Source organism: Verrucomicrobiota bacterium, assembly GCA_038744685.1.
Taxonomy (GTDB): domain Bacteria; phylum Verrucomicrobiota; class Verrucomicrobiia; order Opitutales; family Puniceicoccaceae; genus Puniceicoccus.
Genome location: JBCDMB010000012.1, coordinates 62,507 through 77,465, shown reverse-complemented (window position 1 = coordinate 77,465; position 14,959 = coordinate 62,507). Strand labels below are relative to the sequence as shown.

At 52.3% G+C, this 14,959-nt stretch carries 16 protein-coding genes; 9 read left to right on the top strand and 7 right to left on the bottom strand.

What is annotated here, in order from left to right:
• The first annotated feature begins 196 nt into the window (after positions 1 to 196).
• Entirely contained in the window at positions 197 to 925 is a 729-nt protein-coding gene (locus tag AAGJ81_09030; GenBank protein MEM0966276.1) for a sulfite exporter TauE/SafE family protein, read from the top strand.
• Here AAGJ81_09030 and AAGJ81_09025 read toward each other — a convergent pair.
• Genes AAGJ81_09025 through AAGJ81_09000 form a run of 6 tightly spaced genes read right to left on the bottom strand, consistent with a single transcriptional unit; the run spans position 906 to position 4,359 of the window.
• Positions 906 to 1,367: an MOSC domain-containing protein gene (locus AAGJ81_09025; protein MEM0966275.1), complete on the bottom strand. Its 462-nt coding sequence runs from the start codon at positions 1,365 to 1,367 to the stop codon at positions 906 to 908. The two genes, AAGJ81_09030 and AAGJ81_09025, sit on opposite strands and share 20 nt — an antisense overlap.
• A complete protein-coding gene (locus AAGJ81_09020; protein ID MEM0966274.1) occupies positions 1,357 to 1,833 on the bottom strand; it encodes a molybdenum cofactor biosynthesis protein MoaE in 477 nt (158 codons plus the stop codon). The genes AAGJ81_09025 and AAGJ81_09020 overlap by 11 nt, the downstream gene beginning before the upstream one ends.
• Positions 1,830 to 2,069: a MoaD/ThiS family protein gene (locus tag AAGJ81_09015; protein ID MEM0966273.1), complete on the bottom strand. Its 240-nt coding sequence runs from the start codon at positions 2,067 to 2,069 to the stop codon at positions 1,830 to 1,832. Before AAGJ81_09015 ends, AAGJ81_09020 begins: the two co-directional genes overlap by 4 nt.
• Positions 2,066 to 2,659: an NTP transferase domain-containing protein gene (locus tag AAGJ81_09010; GenBank protein MEM0966272.1), complete on the bottom strand. Its 594-nt coding sequence runs from the start codon at positions 2,657 to 2,659 to the stop codon at positions 2,066 to 2,068. Before AAGJ81_09010 ends, AAGJ81_09015 begins: the two co-directional genes overlap by 4 nt.
• On the bottom strand, positions 2,656 to 3,126 hold the full coding sequence (moaC, locus tag AAGJ81_09005; protein ID MEM0966271.1) for a cyclic pyranopterin monophosphate synthase MoaC: 471 nt from the start codon (positions 3,124 to 3,126) through the stop codon (positions 2,656 to 2,658). The genes AAGJ81_09010 and moaC overlap by 4 nt, the downstream gene beginning before the upstream one ends.
• A gap of 33 nt (positions 3,127 to 3,159) precedes the next feature.
• Positions 3,160 to 4,359 (bottom strand): molybdopterin molybdotransferase MoeA, encoded by a 1,200-nt coding sequence (locus AAGJ81_09000; protein ID MEM0966270.1) that lies wholly within the window; start codon positions 4,357 to 4,359, stop codon positions 3,160 to 3,162.
• Positions 4,360 to 4,377: 18 nt separating this feature from the next.
• On the opposite strand from AAGJ81_09000, the gene moaA reads away from it, so the two are divergent.
• Positions 4,378 to 5,412, top strand: a complete 1,035-nt coding sequence (gene moaA / locus AAGJ81_08995) for a GTP 3',8-cyclase MoaA (GenBank protein MEM0966269.1) — start codon at positions 4,378 to 4,380, stop codon at positions 5,410 to 5,412.
• A 13-nt stretch (positions 5,413 to 5,425) separates the two neighbouring features.
• Here the strand turns inward: moaA and AAGJ81_08990 are convergent, their stop codons facing one another.
• The gene (locus AAGJ81_08990; GenBank protein ID MEM0966268.1) at positions 5,426 to 6,382 is read right to left on the bottom strand and encodes a LysR family transcriptional regulator; all 957 of its coding nucleotides are present in this window, start codon (positions 6,380 to 6,382) and stop codon (positions 5,426 to 5,428) included.
• A gap of 95 nt (positions 6,383 to 6,477) precedes the next feature.
• Between AAGJ81_08990 and AAGJ81_08985 the strand changes: the two genes are divergently transcribed.
• The 7 genes from AAGJ81_08985 (at position 6,478) to AAGJ81_08955 (ending at position 14,958) form a co-directional block, all read left to right on the top strand.
• Positions 6,478 to 7,527, top strand: coding sequence for a CmpA/NrtA family ABC transporter substrate-binding protein (locus tag AAGJ81_08985; GenBank protein ID MEM0966267.1), 1,050 nt, complete (start codon positions 6,478 to 6,480; stop codon positions 7,525 to 7,527).
• 20 nt (positions 7,528 to 7,547) lie between these two features.
• Positions 7,548 to 8,903 (top strand): CmpA/NrtA family ABC transporter substrate-binding protein, encoded by a 1,356-nt coding sequence (locus tag AAGJ81_08980; protein MEM0966266.1) that lies wholly within the window; start codon positions 7,548 to 7,550, stop codon positions 8,901 to 8,903.
• Positions 8,904 to 9,019: 116 nt separating this feature from the next.
• Positions 9,020 to 10,648 carry an ABC transporter permease subunit gene (locus AAGJ81_08975; protein ID MEM0966265.1) on the top strand — a complete coding sequence of 543 codons (1,629 nt, stop codon included), beginning with the start codon at positions 9,020 to 9,022 and terminating at the stop codon, positions 10,646 to 10,648.
• Positions 10,649 to 10,662: 14 nt separating this feature from the next.
• Positions 10,663 to 11,577 carry an ABC transporter ATP-binding protein gene (locus tag AAGJ81_08970; protein ID MEM0966264.1) on the top strand — a complete coding sequence of 305 codons (915 nt, stop codon included), beginning with the start codon at positions 10,663 to 10,665 and terminating at the stop codon, positions 11,575 to 11,577.
• A 15-nt stretch (positions 11,578 to 11,592) separates the two neighbouring features.
• A complete protein-coding gene (locus tag AAGJ81_08965) occupies positions 11,593 to 12,405 on the top strand; it encodes an ABC transporter ATP-binding protein (protein MEM0966263.1) in 813 nt (270 codons plus the stop codon).
• Complete coding sequence (locus AAGJ81_08960) at positions 12,372 to 14,723, top strand: nitrate reductase (protein MEM0966262.1); 2,352 nt, start codon at positions 12,372 to 12,374, stop codon at positions 14,721 to 14,723. The genes AAGJ81_08965 and AAGJ81_08960 overlap by 34 nt, the downstream gene beginning before the upstream one ends.
• On the top strand, positions 14,713 to 14,958 hold the full coding sequence (locus AAGJ81_08955) for a hypothetical protein (protein ID MEM0966261.1): 246 nt from the start codon (positions 14,713 to 14,715) through the stop codon (positions 14,956 to 14,958). The genes AAGJ81_08960 and AAGJ81_08955 overlap by 11 nt, the downstream gene beginning before the upstream one ends.
• The last annotated feature ends 1 nt before the right edge of the window (position 14,959 follow it).

The window sequence follows — 14,959 nt, the reverse complement described above, 5'->3', positions numbered from 1 at the left end:
GACGACCTTCTATTAAACCGCGCCTCATACAAAGCATGATCGCAAAAATCGAAATCGAAATCGGTATCGCTATCGAAAGCCCTCGAGACCCGATTTCGATCCCGATATCGAATCCCGGGTATGTTCCATTTAAGCAGCGAAGTAATAAGGTCCCCGTCGCATTTCCATTCGCGAACTTTTGTTTGTCCAAGTTGGCATGCTAGAGCATCTGCCGCTTTTAGTGGGGTTTTTCGTTGTTGCGTTGCTTTACTCATCAGTTGGTCACGGAGGTGCTTCTGGATATTTAGCGATCATGGCGATTGCCGGGTTTGCCCCAGAGATGATTCGTCCAACGGCTCTCGTCCTCAATATGGTTGTTTCTCTGGTGGGAACCCTCGCATTTCTCCGCCGTGGATATTTTTCGGGAGGTCTTTTCTGGCCGTTCCTCTGCGGTGCTGTCCCTTTTGCCTTTCTGGGTGGTACTTTGGATCTTTCGTCCGGAGTTTACCGAATCGTTCTCGGACTGGCGCTCTGTTTTGCTATAGGCCGACTTTTCCTCCCGGCTCCAGATCCGAAGGAAATGCGAAAACCGCAGATCTGGATCATGGTGTGCTGCGGTGCCTTGATTGGGTTCCTCTCCGGAATTGTCGGAGTAGGGGGTGGAATCTTTCTGACGCCGTTGGTGATCTTGATGGGATGGTCAGACGCGAAGACGGCGGCTGCCATTTCAGCACCGTTCGTTTTTATCAATTCCCTCGCTGGTCTGGTGGGATTACAGCCGGTTGTGGCGGATTTTTACCCGCATTTACCACTCCTTATCGTCATCGTCTTGGTAGCAGGACTTCTTGGGTCAAACTGGGGGAGTGGGAGAGCGAATCAACGGCAGATTAGGATCGCTCTTGGCTCTGTGCTCGCAGTGGCCTCGATCAAGCTTTTCCTTTCCTGATGCTCCCGTCAGAGAGGATTCTGGCCCGAAGACCGCCCCGACCTTTGAGGAAGGTTTCCGTTCCCGGTGCCACTGCCTCATCCATCCAGAAACAGGGTGCGCATTCTTCACTTCCCTCGAACTTCACTCCTTGAACCTCAAAGCTCTGTCCGATGAGTGAATTCAAATCCAAACCGGATGTGATGACATTTCGACGAAAGACAGAGGGCTCGAGATCGCTAAGGGAGAAATGAGTCCGGACCTCCTCAAATACCGCCCAGTCAAAAAACGTGATCTGTCCTTTGAAATTTTCTTTGAAGCCAAAGTAGCGGTCTCCGACCAGCCCTTTTCCAGCTACGCAGGAGGCTTCGGTTACGGATTCGATGGAGTTCTCGAGTCTGCCTTTGCCAAAGCGACCCTTGAAATCGTGTCCTTTCGAAAGGAAGATTGCTCTAATCTCCATGACTGTGATTGGGAAGATTACCAGGTAGGCCCGTAGGAGCGGGGTCTCCAACCTCGTGGTTTTCGATCCAGGCAGAAGTTCCGTCTATGTAGGACTCCTTTTTCCAAATAGGAATCCTGTGTTTAACGTTATCAATGATGTAGCGACAGGCGAGAAAGGCACTCTCTCGGTGCGACGATGTAACGCCGATCCATACCGCAAGGTCTCCCACCTCGAGAAGTCCGGTCCGGTGGACACATCTGCAATCGATAATGTCAAAACGCTCTTTTGCTTCGCTTAAAATCGTTTCCGCCACTGTTTGGGCAAGTTCGGGATAAGCGGTGTAGGAAAGGGCGGTGACTTCCTTTTTTTCATTCTGACTGCGCACCCAACCCTCGTAGTTGGAGAACGCACCGGCTTGCGGGTGCAACATCTTTTCGCGGAGGGACCCGGGGTTGATGGGCTCAGCTAGAAGAGTGAAGCTCATCCCCCGCTCATCGGAGGCAAGAACGCTATACGATCTCCCTCTTTCAGGCTGATATCGTGACTCGAAAGTCGGTCATTGATCGCCACTTGAATCTGGCGGAATTCGTTGGCGAACCCGTAGGTTTCCTTGAGCTCCTTGAAAAGTTGCTCGGGAGAAGAGTAGCCAATGGTCAACTCTTCGCTTTGCTTTTCCGCCAAATCAGCGAGCTGGGCAAAATAAAGGACCGTCACTCTCATTTTCTTTCGCAAAACGCCAAATACTCTTCCGGTGTATTGATGTTGTCGAGACTGTGCGAATCTATCGGATCAATCATTGCTATCTTCGTGTTCTTTAGGAGATCGCGGGGACTGGATGTTCCCTTTGCTTGTACCTCCTGGAGAAAGGACTCGCATACAGAGGCTGGATAAATGGTGCATAGAGGCTCGGGCAAACCGTTGTTGTGGCTGCGATAGCAAACCGGGATCGGGTGGGTGTTCTTGTAAAATGTTTCGACGAGTTTGGAAAGAGACGATTCCTCAAGGTTTGGCAGATCGCATGCGAGAATCAGCCAGTCCGAATTCGGTTCCTCGAGATGAGCAGATAGAATACCGCAGAGTGGTCCCCTGATCTTGGGGAGCGAGTCGTAGAGCGGACTTGCTTTGAAAGGCAGTTTTCTCTCGTCGCCTTGGCTTAAAGAAACGAAGACCTCTTCACAGAAAGGCTGGAGGAGCCTTACCGAACGCTCCAACTGGGTCTCTGCGTCGTGATAGCGAAGTTCCGCCTTGTCGCGGCCCATTCGGGAACTCTTCCCTCCAGCGAGAACCAGCCCAAGTAGCGGTGTTTTCATTCACGGAAATCCGACTTTCCGCCCGACTTGGAGACGAGGCGGCAGCTTTCAATGCTGATACTGTGGGAGATAGACTTGCACATATCGTATATCGTCAATGCGGCAACGCTTACAGCGGTAAGAGCCTCCATCTCAACTCCGGTCTGGTCGAGTACCTTTACCCGAGCCGAAATGCGGATCTTCGATTCGTCGGACTGAGAGATATCGATCTTCACATCCTTTAGGGGAAGCGGATGACAAAAGGGGATCAGGTCGGCAGTTTTCTTCGCAGCGAGTGTCCCCGCGATGATAGCAGTTTCGAAGATGGGCCCTTTCGATGACGACCAGTCGTTCTTGTTCAGACGGTCGATTAGTTCGAGGCCTAGGTGAACATAACACTCCGCTGTGGCGATGCGTTCCGTTGGCTTCTTTCCGGACACATCTACCATGCGAGGCTTTCGACTGTCATCGAGATGAGTGAAATCCATGCGGATACCTTTTCTTGAATCGTGTTGCCTGAGTCAAACCCAAGGCGTGAAAGGGTAGGCGAGGTCTGTGTCGACCGTATCATAGCCAGCAGGCAGGGGCACGTAACCGTCGCTTTCCAGAATGTGGACCATATCTCCGGAGTTGCGGGCAGGGCGGGGGAGACCTGCGTTATCTCCTTGCAAACAGACCGGAAGGAAGAGGGTCAGGTGTCTTGGTTTCTTCACTTTTTCGAGTAGACGAATTTCTCGCCGAACAACGTCTCCCGACTTACCCAGTGCTCTCTTGATACCAGGAACAACATACTGATGAAGGCAAGTGAGAACCGAAACGGGATTACCGGGGAGTGCAAAGATACCGCAATCATTAGAGATCCAGTAGCCCATTGGTTTTCCCGGTTTTTGGGCGACACCATGAAATACCCGCCTGTATTGTAGATCGTTTAAGATCCCGGGAAGGAAATCTTTAGCACCCACTGAAACACCTCCTGTAAGAATTACAAAATGGTTGGACTCGACCATAGCCTTAATGGCAGAACGGCAGGTATCAAGATCGTCTGGGAGATGAGTTGCTGTTTTCACATTGAGGCCAACTCTCGCCATAGCGGTGTCGATCGCTTGATCGTTGGACCGGCGAATTTGGTGCGGAAGGGGAGTAGCGTCGATCCCGACCAGTTCGTCACCCGTGCAGGCGGTCGTGATCGCAGGAAGTTTTGAGACCGAAAGACTGGTTTGTCCACAGGCAGCAGCGAGAGCGACTTCGCGACTACCAAGAACCCGTCCTTCTTCCAAAAGCGTTTCGCCTTGTCTGAGATCACTTCCTTTTCGATGAACGAAATCGCCAGACTCGAGCCGGGATTTTTCGACAAGCTTTATTCTACCCTCCTCCTTTGAGGTCCATTCGTAGGGAACGACACAGTCTGCATTCGGAGGCAGCGGTGCACCCGTCATAATTTCGATACAGGAACCTTTACTTGGGCCCTCACTTACTGGTGGCTGTCCGGCATAAGCAGTGGCTTCCACAGAAACTAAGGCACCGGTTTCGACTTCCGACGCCCTGAATGCATAACCGTCCATCATGGCTCGATCGAAAGGCGGAAAATCACGGTCGGCGGTTAGGGTAGAACGGAGTATGCGTCCAGCACACTTCTCCAAAGGGCATGAAATTTCTGGTATCTCCGGGAGATTCTCGAAGATTCGCCGTAGTGCTTCGCTTGACTCAATCAGCTCCTCCATCTTTTTCTGATGCTGCAGATGGAAAGTCAGGTGACAACATCGGAACACTTTGTGAGAGACCGTTTCCACAGAGGCCTTACCGATCTGCGCATATCGTTGACCGACCAGTGTAACCTCCGCTGCACCTACTGTATGCCGAAGGAGATCTTCGGTCCCGATTTTGTTTTTCTCCGGAGAGATCAATGGCTTCGTTTCCAGGAGCTGGATGACATCGTTGAGGCTTTTGTAAAGCTAGGGGTCGAAAAGATTCGTCTCACGGGAGGAGAGCCACTTCTTCGACCGGGCCTAACCAAATTTATTGCAGGTCTACGCCGTTATCCTTCGATCCGGGATATTGCGATGACAACAAACGGACTGCGGTTGTCGGAGAGAATTTCGGACCTCAAGGATGCGGGCCTCCACCGGGTGACGGTGAGTCTTGATGCGTTGGATCCTGAGGTTAGCGGAAGAATGAATGGTCGGGGAATTTCGCCAAAGGTGGTAATCGCTGGGATCGAGTCGGCACTGGAGGCTGGGCTCGGTGTGAAGGTCAATATGGTTGTTGAAAGGGGGGTGAATGAAGAAGAGGTCCTGCCGATGGCCCGCTTCTTCAAGAACATGGGCGTGCCGCTTCGATTCATTGAGTTCATGGATACCGGGAACCACAATGGCTGGCGAATGGAGAAGGTTTTCAGCGGCGAGGAGATCTTGAGTGTCTTACGAAGCGAATTTGCTTTGGAAGCAGTTGACCTCTCCTCTTCCACAGAGGTGGCCAAGAGGTATCGCTACGCCGACGGTTCTGCTGAAGTGGGTTTAGTAACTTCAGTGACTAGTCCGTTCTGTGGTGGATGCACCCGTGCCCGTATTTCTGCTGACGGGTTCCTATATACGTGCTTGTTCGCCAGCAAGGGTCTCGACCTGAAGAAAGTGCTTCGTTGTTCTGGATACGAAAAAGGGGAACTTTTCTCCGTCCTCTCGAGACATTGGCGTAGTCGGGGTGATCGTTATTCCGAGCTGAGGACGGGCGAACAGACTGTGGAGAAGAAGGTGGAGATGTCCTACATCGGAGGGTAGGACGGTTCAAAAATTACCTCTTGGCTGCCCGTGCCCTTTTCTTGGCCGGCGCCTGACTCCCGAGTGTTTGCATGGTTGAGGCGGCAGACTCGCAGATACCGAGGAACGTTTCTTCCGTAATAGAGAGTTTTTTGTCCTTAGAGTAGCAGATACCCCACGCTCGACGAATCTGCCTCTGTCCAAGTTGTATTCTCACCAAGCTTCCCTGGGCCAACTCTTTCTGCACAATCCACGAAGCCATAAAGCTGATCCCGTAATTGATTTTCACGAGTTCCTTGATCGCTTCCATGCTTCCCAGCTCAATAAAGTTCTCAAGGGTGATTTTGTGTTGGCGAAGGAAATTCTCAATGATCCTGAATGTCTGGCTTCTTCGATTGTACAGGACAAGGCGCTGTTGATCGATTTCACTCATGCGGATCGACATCTTGTGTGCAAATTCATGAATCGGGGACGAAACGAGGATGAGGTCATCCGAGAACAGTGGGCGAACGTTAACCGCACTACTTTGGTCTGATTCGATGACAAGCGCGACGTCGATCTCATGGGTTTCCACCTTGCTCATCAATTCCGGTGTATCCGCTGGGGTAATACTAAGTATACAGTCCGGAAACGATTCGTTAAACTCACGGAGAACATTGGGTAAAAGGTGTTGGCAGGCGATAGCGCTTGCACCAATACGCAAACGTCCCTTCCCCCAATTCGTCCTGTCCTGAAGACGGCTTCGAGCCTCATCCATTTGGTGGAGGATTGTTTGCGCTTCCTTGTAGAGTTCCTCCCCGTCGGCAGTGATACTGATCTTGCGTCCTGTCCGGGTGACCAGTTGGCACCGCATATCCTCTTCGAGGTTTTTGATTGAATGACTGATGGCAGACTGGGTCAGGTTCAAGAGGCGGGCAGTTTCGGTGAAGCTGCCCGTTTGAACGAGAGTGGCGAAGGCCAAAAGCTGTCGGCTGTCGATGGTCTCAATCATGAATGAAATTCATCTAAATTATGATTTCATTTAAGACGTTTATTTGTTGATCGGGTATGGTCAATGCTATTTCCAGATTTGCAATGGTTCGGATTATGACAAAAGAGGCAAGCTTGAGAAGACCGACAAGCTCGGTAATTCGGCTTGGATATATCCGGCTTTTGGATGCTGCACCCTTGATTGTCGCCGACAGTCTCGGACTGTTTCGCGATGCAGGTCTGGACGTGACTCTCTCCCGGGAAGTTGGGTGGGCGTCCATTCGCGACAAATTGGCATTTGGGGAGTTGGATGTCGTTCAAGCCCTTGGGCCGATGCCAGTCGTGATGCAGTTGGGCGTAGGCGTTGCGAAGACCGACGTAATCGCGGGGATGATTCTGAATGCCAATGGGAACGCAATTACGCTCTCGAACCGGTTCTTGGATGAAGGAGTCGACGATGGTGATTCGCTACGGCGCTACATTAAAAAGGGCTACCGTAATCGGAAACCGGTCTTCGGGGTGGTTTCCCGCTATTCTTCCCACCACTTCCTCCTTTGTCGGTGGTTGGAGGCGCACCGGTTGGACCCGCGGAAAGACGTGATTGTCATCGTGCTCCCTCCTGAGCAGATGGTGCGGAATCTATCCTCGGGGAACGTGGATGGATTTTGCGTTGGGGAGCCTTGGAACTCGGTGGCTGTTGAGCAAGGAGTCGGCTGGTGCCCGGCGACAAGTGTTCAGATTTCTGCCAATTATCCGGAAAAGGTTCTCGCGACTACTGGCAGGTTTTTTGCCTACCGCCCTGACGAGTACATTCGCATGATTAGCGTGATCGGAGAGGCCTGTGAGTTCTGTCAGGAGGCTTCCAACCGGAAGACGCTGGTCAAGATTCTCTCAGACCCACGCTACTTGAACTGCGCGCCGAAGAGTCTTGGACACGCGCTCGGTGGCAAGTTTCCGATGGGTCGGGGACTTTTTGCCGAAGGGGGATTTATCCGATTCAGCGGAGAAAATGTGAACCGCCCCGACTCTGCCCGAACCGGATGCATCGTCGCAGACCTTTGTCGTTACACCCCTGATATCAACCTTTCGGAGCCACCGGAGAAGATCATCTCCCGCGTGTATCTCCCATCAATCTACGACCAGGCCAACAGTCTGGTCGTCTCATAAACAAAAATCAGAAAATAACCATGAACCAGAAACGAAACCGCTTTGCAGCCCTGCTCGGACTTCTCGCTGCAGGCACTTTCTGCGAGGCAGAAACACTGGACGTTGAGAAGGACGAACTGAAGTTCGGCTTCATCAAACTGACCGATTGCGCGCCAATCGTTATTGCTAAGGAAAAGGGATTCTTCGAAGACGAAGGCCTACAGGTTGAAGTGATTGCCCAGCCCAATTGGAAGCAGCTTCTCGACAATGTGATCAATGGTGAGCTGGATGGTGCTCATATGCTCTCCGGTCAACCGATCGCCGCTACGATCGGTTTTGGAACGCAAGCCCACATCGTCACCTCGTTTACGATGGACCTCAACGGCAACGGAATCACGGTGTCGAACGACATCTGGGAAAAGATGCAGGAGAACGATCCCGATTTGGACGTCGACCAGCCGGCACACCCGATTACCGCAGATGCCCTCAAGCCGATTGTTGAAGAAGCGAAGGATGAAGGAAGGCTTCTGCCGATGGGGATGGTCTTTCCAGTGTCGACACACAATTACGAGATCCGCTACTGGCTGGCCGCTGCGGGTATCCACCCGGGAATGTACACGTCGACCGATATCAAGGGTTTTACCGGAGGAGATGTTGAGCTCTCAACGACTCCCCCGCCACAAATGCCGGCGACCTTGGAATCAGGGAAGAATGTCGCTTATTGCGTGGGAGAGCCATGGAACCAGCAGGCAGTCGCCAAGGGGATCGGAGTTCCGGTCACAACAAACTACGACATTTGGAAAAATAACCCGGAAAAGGTTTTTGGTGTGACCAAGGATTGGGCCGAAGAGAATCCCAACACTCATATCGCTGTAACCAAAGCATTGATTCGTGCAGGCAAGTGGCTCGATGAGACGGATGCAGATGGGAATCTAATCAATCGCGAAGAAGCGTGCCGTATCCTTTCTCAGCCAAACTATGTAGGTGCGGATTACGACGTTCTGAAGAACTCGATGACCGGATTCTTTTTCTTCCAGAAAACGGACAAGCGGGAGATGCCCGACTTCAATGTGTTTTTTAACTACTATGCGACCTACCCGTGGTATTCGGATGGAATATGGTTCCTCACCCAAATGCGTCGTTGGGGTCAAATTACAGAGCCAAAGCCCGCAGCTTGGTATGAAGAAATCGCCAGGGATGTGTATCTACCCGAGATCTACCTAGCGGCTGCAGAGCATCTCCTCGAAGAGGGATATATCGACGAAGAAGATGTTCCTTGGGATACCGATGGTTACAGGCCTCCGACAGATGAATTTATCGACGGAATCGTCTACGACGGCCGGGATCCGATAGGCTACCTGAACTCCCACGAGATCGGTAACAAGGACTTCCTCTAATCTACCCCTGACTGAATCTTTCCTCTCCGTCGGGCTTTTTCGAACTCCTTTTGATAGGGGCAGCCTGGCGGATAGGGAGGATTCTCTACAGGGAAGAATTTTAAGTAAGGGCCAGAATGGCAGATAAACGCTCAGATAGGATCAAATACAAGCTGTTAAAGTCTTTGGACATTTCCGGCTTCACGGTTTTCGACCCGATGGTTCGGCTCGCTTTTGCCGAGGAACCGAAGAAGCAGGTAAAGTCGATTTTTCGGTTCCTGATCGTTCCGATCATCTTTGTCTTTGCTTGTATTGGACTCTGGTGGCAGGTCGCCCCGAACCACAAGACGAAATCGGGAGAGGTTCCGACGCCGGACGTGGTTTGGAGATCGGCGGTGAACAACGATACTTTTAGCAATCGGGAGAAAACGAAGGAATCGGATTTTCTGCTGGAAGGACCCGAACGCGAGGAGGCTCTTGCGGTGGTCGAGTCAACCATTCTGGAGCGGGAAGCAACCCTTGAAACCCTCCGCACTAAACTTTCTGGCCATGAGTCTGACTACGCCGAGCTACTGGAATCTCAACTGGCTCCGCTGCAAGCGAAGCTGGATACGCTCAAGGAACGGAATGACGAATTAGAGGCGGTCGCTAAGGAGGCGGTAAGTGCGGCAGCAGCGGCAATCGAAGCAGGCACCGGAACTCCACAGGAGCTACTCGAGGCGATGAGGAAACAAAATGAGATTAAAGACAACAGCCGCGAGTCCGAGGGAATGTATAAGGATCAGATAGACGCCATTCGGTCTGAGAAATACAAGCCGTTGGAACAGGCTCGGATGCAGGTCAACACCGTTGCCGACGAAGTCCAGTTTTTAAAGAAACGAACCGACTTCTTGAGTGACTCCAACCGCAGTGTTCGGGTGGCTGAAGCCAAGGAAAAGCTCGCCGAAAACTTGAAGAGCCTCGAGGAGGCTACGACAGCGAAGAAAGCTGAGACTGAGGCAAAGAAAGTTCTGCGCAGCGAGGCGTCGATCGAGCGCTTGGAAAACCAACAGTATGCCTCGGCGATGACGATCTATACTCAGATCAAAAGAAGTCTTTTCACCGTTTTCGTTGGATTTATTACGGCCGCGATCATCGCGATACCTCTTGGGGTACTTTGCGGATTGAGTCCGATTGCCATGGCCTGCCTGACGCCCGTCATTTCAATTTTCAAACCGGTTTCACCGGTCGTCTACCTGTTGATTTTCCAGATCGTTGTGGGGGCATTTTTCCCGGATCCCGACTCCCATCCGTTCTTTCTTTTCATCAACAGCCTTCCTTTTATCGGAGGTCTTGCAGTGAATCCGGCGCTGGTCTTTTCAGCCTGCACGGTTGCGGCTTGTGCGGTTTGGCCTGCCTTGGTCAACACGGCACTCGGTGTTGCCTCGATTGATGGGGATCACATCAATGTAGCGCGGGTTCTCCGTCTCGGGTTTTGGGATCGGCTCGTAAAGATCATCATCCCTTCCGCGTTGCCTTTGGTTTTTGCGGGATTGCGGATTTCCCTGGGTGTCGGCTGGATGGTTCTTATCGCCGCTGAGGCTCTCTCTTCCTCGGACGGATTGGGTAAGTTCGTCTGGGATGAGTACCAGAACGGTTCCTCACTCTCCTTCGCGAACATCTTATACGCTTGTTTTGTCGTGGGATCGATTGGGTTCCTTTTGGACCGGATGATGATCGTGCTTCAACGCCTGGTCTCCTTCGATGGGAAAGGCACTTCTTTGTAAGTTGAGGAGGTACGATGTCATTTCTCGAAATTGAAGACGTTTCCCTCGGTTTTGGACCGCACGATAATCGGACTGAGGTTCTGGAGAAAGTGAACCTCTCCGTTCGTGAGAACGAGTTTGTCGCTGTGGTTGGTTTTTCGGGATCGGGTAAGTCTACTCTGATCTCCCTGCTCGCAGGTCTGCTGCAACCGGATTCGGGGGAAGTGCGTCTTGCTGGCGAGGTGATTCGCGAGCCTTCTCCCCGACTGGGTATCATGTTTCAGAATTATTCTCTGCTACCGTGGCTAACGGTCTACGAGAATGTAGCTCTAGCGGTTTCCCGCGTCTTTCCGAAATATTCTAAGGCAGAGACCCGGGCTCATGTAGAGAAATACGTCGCGATGGTAAAATTGAGTCCGGCACTTGAGAAGAAGCCGGGCGAGCTTTCGGGAGGTATGCGGCAGAGGGCATCTCTCGCCCGCACTCTTTCTCTTCAACCCGAGATCCTCCTCTTGGATGAGCCGCTCTCCGCACTCGATGCACTCACCCGTGCAGAGATTCAAGATGAAATCATCCGGATCTGGGAGGGAGATAAGAGGACAATCGTGATGATTACCAATGACGTGGACGAGGCGGTTCTGATGGCAGACCGGATTGTTCCTCTGACGATGGGGCCGAGAGCCACGCTGGACGACCCTTTTCCAGTGGATCTGGAACGACCCCGAAACCGTACCACTTTGAATACAAATCCCGGTTTCCGCAGACTTAGGAACGATATTTCCAAGTATATGGTGACTCTCAATGAAGAGACTCGGGCACTGGTCAAGCATGAGGCGAAAGCGGATTTACCGGAAGCAATGCCTCTCGACTTTACTTCACTACCGGCCTTTCCCGCAAAGGGTCGTCGCCGCGGCCTCTTCCTCGATACAAAAACCACTTTTTTTAAGTAAGAACCGTCTGCTGAAATGAGCACGCCTGACGATCGCTACATGGATATTTCCCAGCTGGTGAAAGCGTATCCGAACCCGTTTGGCGATGAGGTCAAAGTCGTTGATGGTTTCGACCTCAAGGTTTCGAGGGGAGAGGTCGTCTCGATTATTGGACATTCCGGTTGTGGAAAATCAACCGTTCTCAATATGGTGGCTGGTCTGATTCCGGTTTCCGGTGGAGGTATTTTCGTGTCGGGCAGGCAGGTGGATGGACCCGGACCAGATCGATCCGTCGTTTTTCAGGCTCCTTGCCTTCTTCCGTGGCTAACCGCCTTCAGCAATGTCATGGTGGGCGTGAAGGTTAGCTATCCTCACGTTTCGAAGGCGGAGCGAATTGAGATTGTGGAAGCATCTCTCGATATGGTGGGGCTGAAGGACTCGATGCGGAAGTTTCCCCGCGAGATGTCGGGTGGGATGCAGCAGCGAGTGGGCATCGCTCGCGCGATCGCCCTGAAACCGAGAGTCCTTTTACTCGATGAACCACTCGGTCGCCTCGATTCACTGACCCGCATGGAACTTCAGGACGTGATACTCCGGATTTTGGATCGGGAGCACGTAACCACTCTTCTCATCACCCATGATCCGGATGAGGCGGTCTACATGTCTGACCGGATTTGCATGATGACGAATGGGCCTCACGCAAAGGTAGGGGAGGTCATGAAGATCAATTTTGAGAGGCCTCGCGACCGGGAAGTGATTGTGGAAACGGATGAGTTCTACGAGTACCGGCGGCGCCTGCTCGCGTTTCTGGATGAATGCGAGGCGGAGAAGGAGATGCGAAAGAACTAGCCACTGTGAACGGAGAAACTGTACAGACTGAGTCCAAGGAGGTCCGATCCGCCTGTCCGTATTGCGGAGTGGGTTGTGGTGTGGTTCTGTCTGCAAAGTCTGGAAAAATCGAAAAGGTTCGTGGTGATAAACTTCATCCGGCGAACGAGGGAAGGCTTTGCACCAAAGGAACCACTTGCGCCATTCCTGTGAATCATCCGGACCGACTCACTACCTTCCAGAGTAGAGCGACCCGGGACGAAGGTTTTTCAGTTCAATCGCCTGAAGATACTTTCAACGCAGTGGCGGATCGCCTGCGGTCGATTCTGGATGAGTCTGGGCCTGACTCTTTAGCTTTTTATGTCTCCGGACAGATATCGACAGAGGCGCAATACGTAGCAAACAAGCTCTGCAAAGGTTTCTGGGGAACCAACAATATCGACTCCAACTCCCGTCTCTGCATGGCAAGTGCGGCCTCCGGGTATAAATTGAGTTTTGGTGCAGATTCTCCGGAAGCTTCCTACGAGGATTTCGATCATGCCGACGTTTTTCTGGCAATAGGTTCAAACATGGCCGACTGCCATCCGATCCTTTTTCAGCGGGTCGCTCGAAGAATGAAAGAATCCGGAGCACGCTTGATTGTCGTCGATCCGCGGTTGACCAGCACAGCAAAAGCTGCCGACCTTTTTCTTCAGATTGCTCCGGGGACGGATCTAGCTCTCCTCAACGGGCTTCTCAATGGGCTTATCCAACGCGGGTGCGTTGATCAGCGATTCATCGCGGATCACACGGAAGGTTTTGAGCGGGTTCTCGCGGTTGTCAGCAAGTTTCCTCTTGAGGTGACTTCGGAGCTTACGGGTTTACCCGGTGCTTCGATAACTGCCGCACTCGATATCCTTTGCGAGTCTGACAAGTGGATGAGTCTCTGGACGATGGGACTCAATCAATCGCAACGGGGAACCGCACACACCTCAGCAATTTGTAACCTGCACCTCCTTACCGGACAGATTGGCCGTCTAGGTTCGGGGCCTTTCTCTTTGACGGGTCAACCCAATGCCATGGGTGGACGAGAGGTAGGCTATCTTGCTGCAGGTCTTCCGGGCCAGAGGACAGTCACCGAAAGTGCCGACCGCGAGTTTGTCTCCTCGGTTTGGGGAGTTCCCTCCGAAAAGATTCAGGCTAAACCGGGACCCGATGCAGTAGAGATGTTTAAACGGGTGAAAGCGGGAAAGATCCGTGCGCTTTGGGTGATTGGCACGAACCCAGTTGCCTCGATGCCGAAAAACGGCCAGGTCGTCCAAGCACTCAAGGAAGTGGATTGTCTAATCGTGCAGGACGTTTACGAGGGGAATGAGACTTCCGAATACGCTCACTTCCTTTTTCCCGGCGCTCTCTGGGCAGAGGCCGAAGGAACGATGGTCAACTCGGAACGTCGCATCACTCTCATGCAAAAAGCAGTGGATCCACCGGGTGATGCCCGGCCGGATTGGGAGCTTGTTTGTAGCGTTGCGAGTCGGATGGGCTACCCCGGCTTCGGATTCGGTAAGGCATCCGATGTCTTCGAAGAAGTGAAACGGTTTCGCAACGAGCGGACCCGGTATGTCCTTGATGGAGTCGATTACGATTTATTGGCGAAAGGTGCAGTTCAATGGCCCTGCTTTGAGGCAAGTCACGGAGGGATTTCAAAGCGCTACGGATGGCACCCGAAGGAGGCGAAGTCTCTTTCGGGAGTAGCTTCGGATCGGATACGTTTCGCCACAGAGTCAGGAAAGGCCCGATTCGTAGAAACTCCCTACGAGCCTAAAGGAGAATCCGCTCTCGAAGAGAGCCTCATCCTCAACACCGGTAGGTATCCCCATCAATGGCACACGCTGACGAAAACCGGGAGGGTCAGAAAGTTGAATGAGCTGAACCCAGCTCCTCATCTGGAAATTCATCCCTCGGACGCGAAACGACTGGGAGTTGAAGACAACGATCTTCTTGCGGTGACGTCTGAGAGCGGCGATTTTCGGATTACGGCGAAGCTTTCGAAAGAGGTTCTTCCCGGGCATTGCTTCGCGCCCATTCATTGGAACCAGGCATTCGGGGAAAAGTTCTCGGTCAATGCCTCCACGATCGAAGAAGCGGATCCTCTATCCAAACAGCCAGCCCTGAAGTCTGCTTCCGTCTCCATAAAAGTGGAGTCCAAGGGAGGCGGTTTGGGAGAGGCCTTGCAGCACGGCGAAGATCGACCGGATCTTTACGAGGAAGGTTTTGAGATGGCTAGGGCCAACCTACGTTTTCTCCTGCACAAACCATCCGATTCAGAAACTGATAAGGAGACGAGAAATGATCTCTGAACTAACCATGAAGAAGCCAACGGAGCACTTTGAGGGAGAGGAGTTTTCTTCCGAACAGAAAGAGTATCTTCAGGCTTTCTTTACCGGGGCGGCATTGCGGTCAGCCAATCCCTCTTTTCAAATTCGTAGCTCCCAACTCGATCCAAAGTATCGGGTATCAACGGAGGCTGAGGAGTCAGTCGGACCTAAGCAAGACGAGCCTGAGGACGAAACAAGAACAGGCGATGTTGGGTAGG

What these genes read in the sequence shown, in the direction of transcription:
- AAGJ81_08975 (MEM0966265.1), top strand. Translation starts at nt 9,020, where the DNA reads ATGGCAGATAAACGCTCAGATAGGATCAAATACAAGCTGTTAAAGTCT.
- moaA (MEM0966269.1), top strand. Translation starts at nt 4,378, where the DNA reads ATGGAAAGTCAGGTGACAACATCGGAACACTTTGTGAGAGACCGTTTC.
- AAGJ81_08965 (MEM0966263.1), top strand. Translation starts at nt 11,593, where the DNA reads ATGAGCACGCCTGACGATCGCTACATGGATATTTCCCAGCTGGTGAAA.
- AAGJ81_09025 (MEM0966275.1), bottom strand. Translation starts at nt 1,367, where the DNA reads ATGGAGATTAGAGCAATCTTCCTTTCGAAAGGACACGATTTCAAGGGT.
- AAGJ81_08990 (MEM0966268.1), bottom strand. Translation starts at nt 6,382, where the DNA reads ATGATTGAGACCATCGACAGCCGACAGCTTTTGGCCTTCGCCACTCTC.
- AAGJ81_08985 (MEM0966267.1), top strand. Translation starts at nt 6,478, where the DNA reads ATGACAAAAGAGGCAAGCTTGAGAAGACCGACAAGCTCGGTAATTCGG.
- AAGJ81_09000 (MEM0966270.1), bottom strand. Translation starts at nt 4,359, where the DNA reads ATGGAGGAGCTGATTGAGTCAAGCGAAGCACTACGGCGAATCTTCGAG.
- AAGJ81_09020 (MEM0966274.1), bottom strand. Translation starts at nt 1,833, where the DNA reads ATGAGCTTCACTCTTCTAGCTGAGCCCATCAACCCCGGGTCCCTCCGC.
- AAGJ81_09030 (MEM0966276.1), top strand. Translation starts at nt 197, where the DNA reads ATGCTAGAGCATCTGCCGCTTTTAGTGGGGTTTTTCGTTGTTGCGTTG.
- AAGJ81_09015 (MEM0966273.1), bottom strand. Translation starts at nt 2,069, where the DNA reads ATGAGAGTGACGGTCCTTTATTTTGCCCAGCTCGCTGATTTGGCGGAA.
- AAGJ81_08955 (MEM0966261.1), top strand. Translation starts at nt 14,713, where the DNA reads ATGATCTCTGAACTAACCATGAAGAAGCCAACGGAGCACTTTGAGGGA.
- AAGJ81_08980 (MEM0966266.1), top strand. Translation starts at nt 7,548, where the DNA reads ATGAACCAGAAACGAAACCGCTTTGCAGCCCTGCTCGGACTTCTCGCT.
- AAGJ81_08960 (MEM0966262.1), top strand. Translation starts at nt 12,372, where the DNA reads ATGCGAGGCGGAGAAGGAGATGCGAAAGAACTAGCCACTGTGAACGGA.
- moaC (MEM0966271.1), bottom strand. Translation starts at nt 3,126, where the DNA reads ATGGATTTCACTCATCTCGATGACAGTCGAAAGCCTCGCATGGTAGAT.
- AAGJ81_08970 (MEM0966264.1), top strand. Translation starts at nt 10,663, where the DNA reads ATGTCATTTCTCGAAATTGAAGACGTTTCCCTCGGTTTTGGACCGCAC.
- AAGJ81_09010 (MEM0966272.1), bottom strand. Translation starts at nt 2,659, where the DNA reads ATGAAAACACCGCTACTTGGGCTGGTTCTCGCTGGAGGGAAGAGTTCC.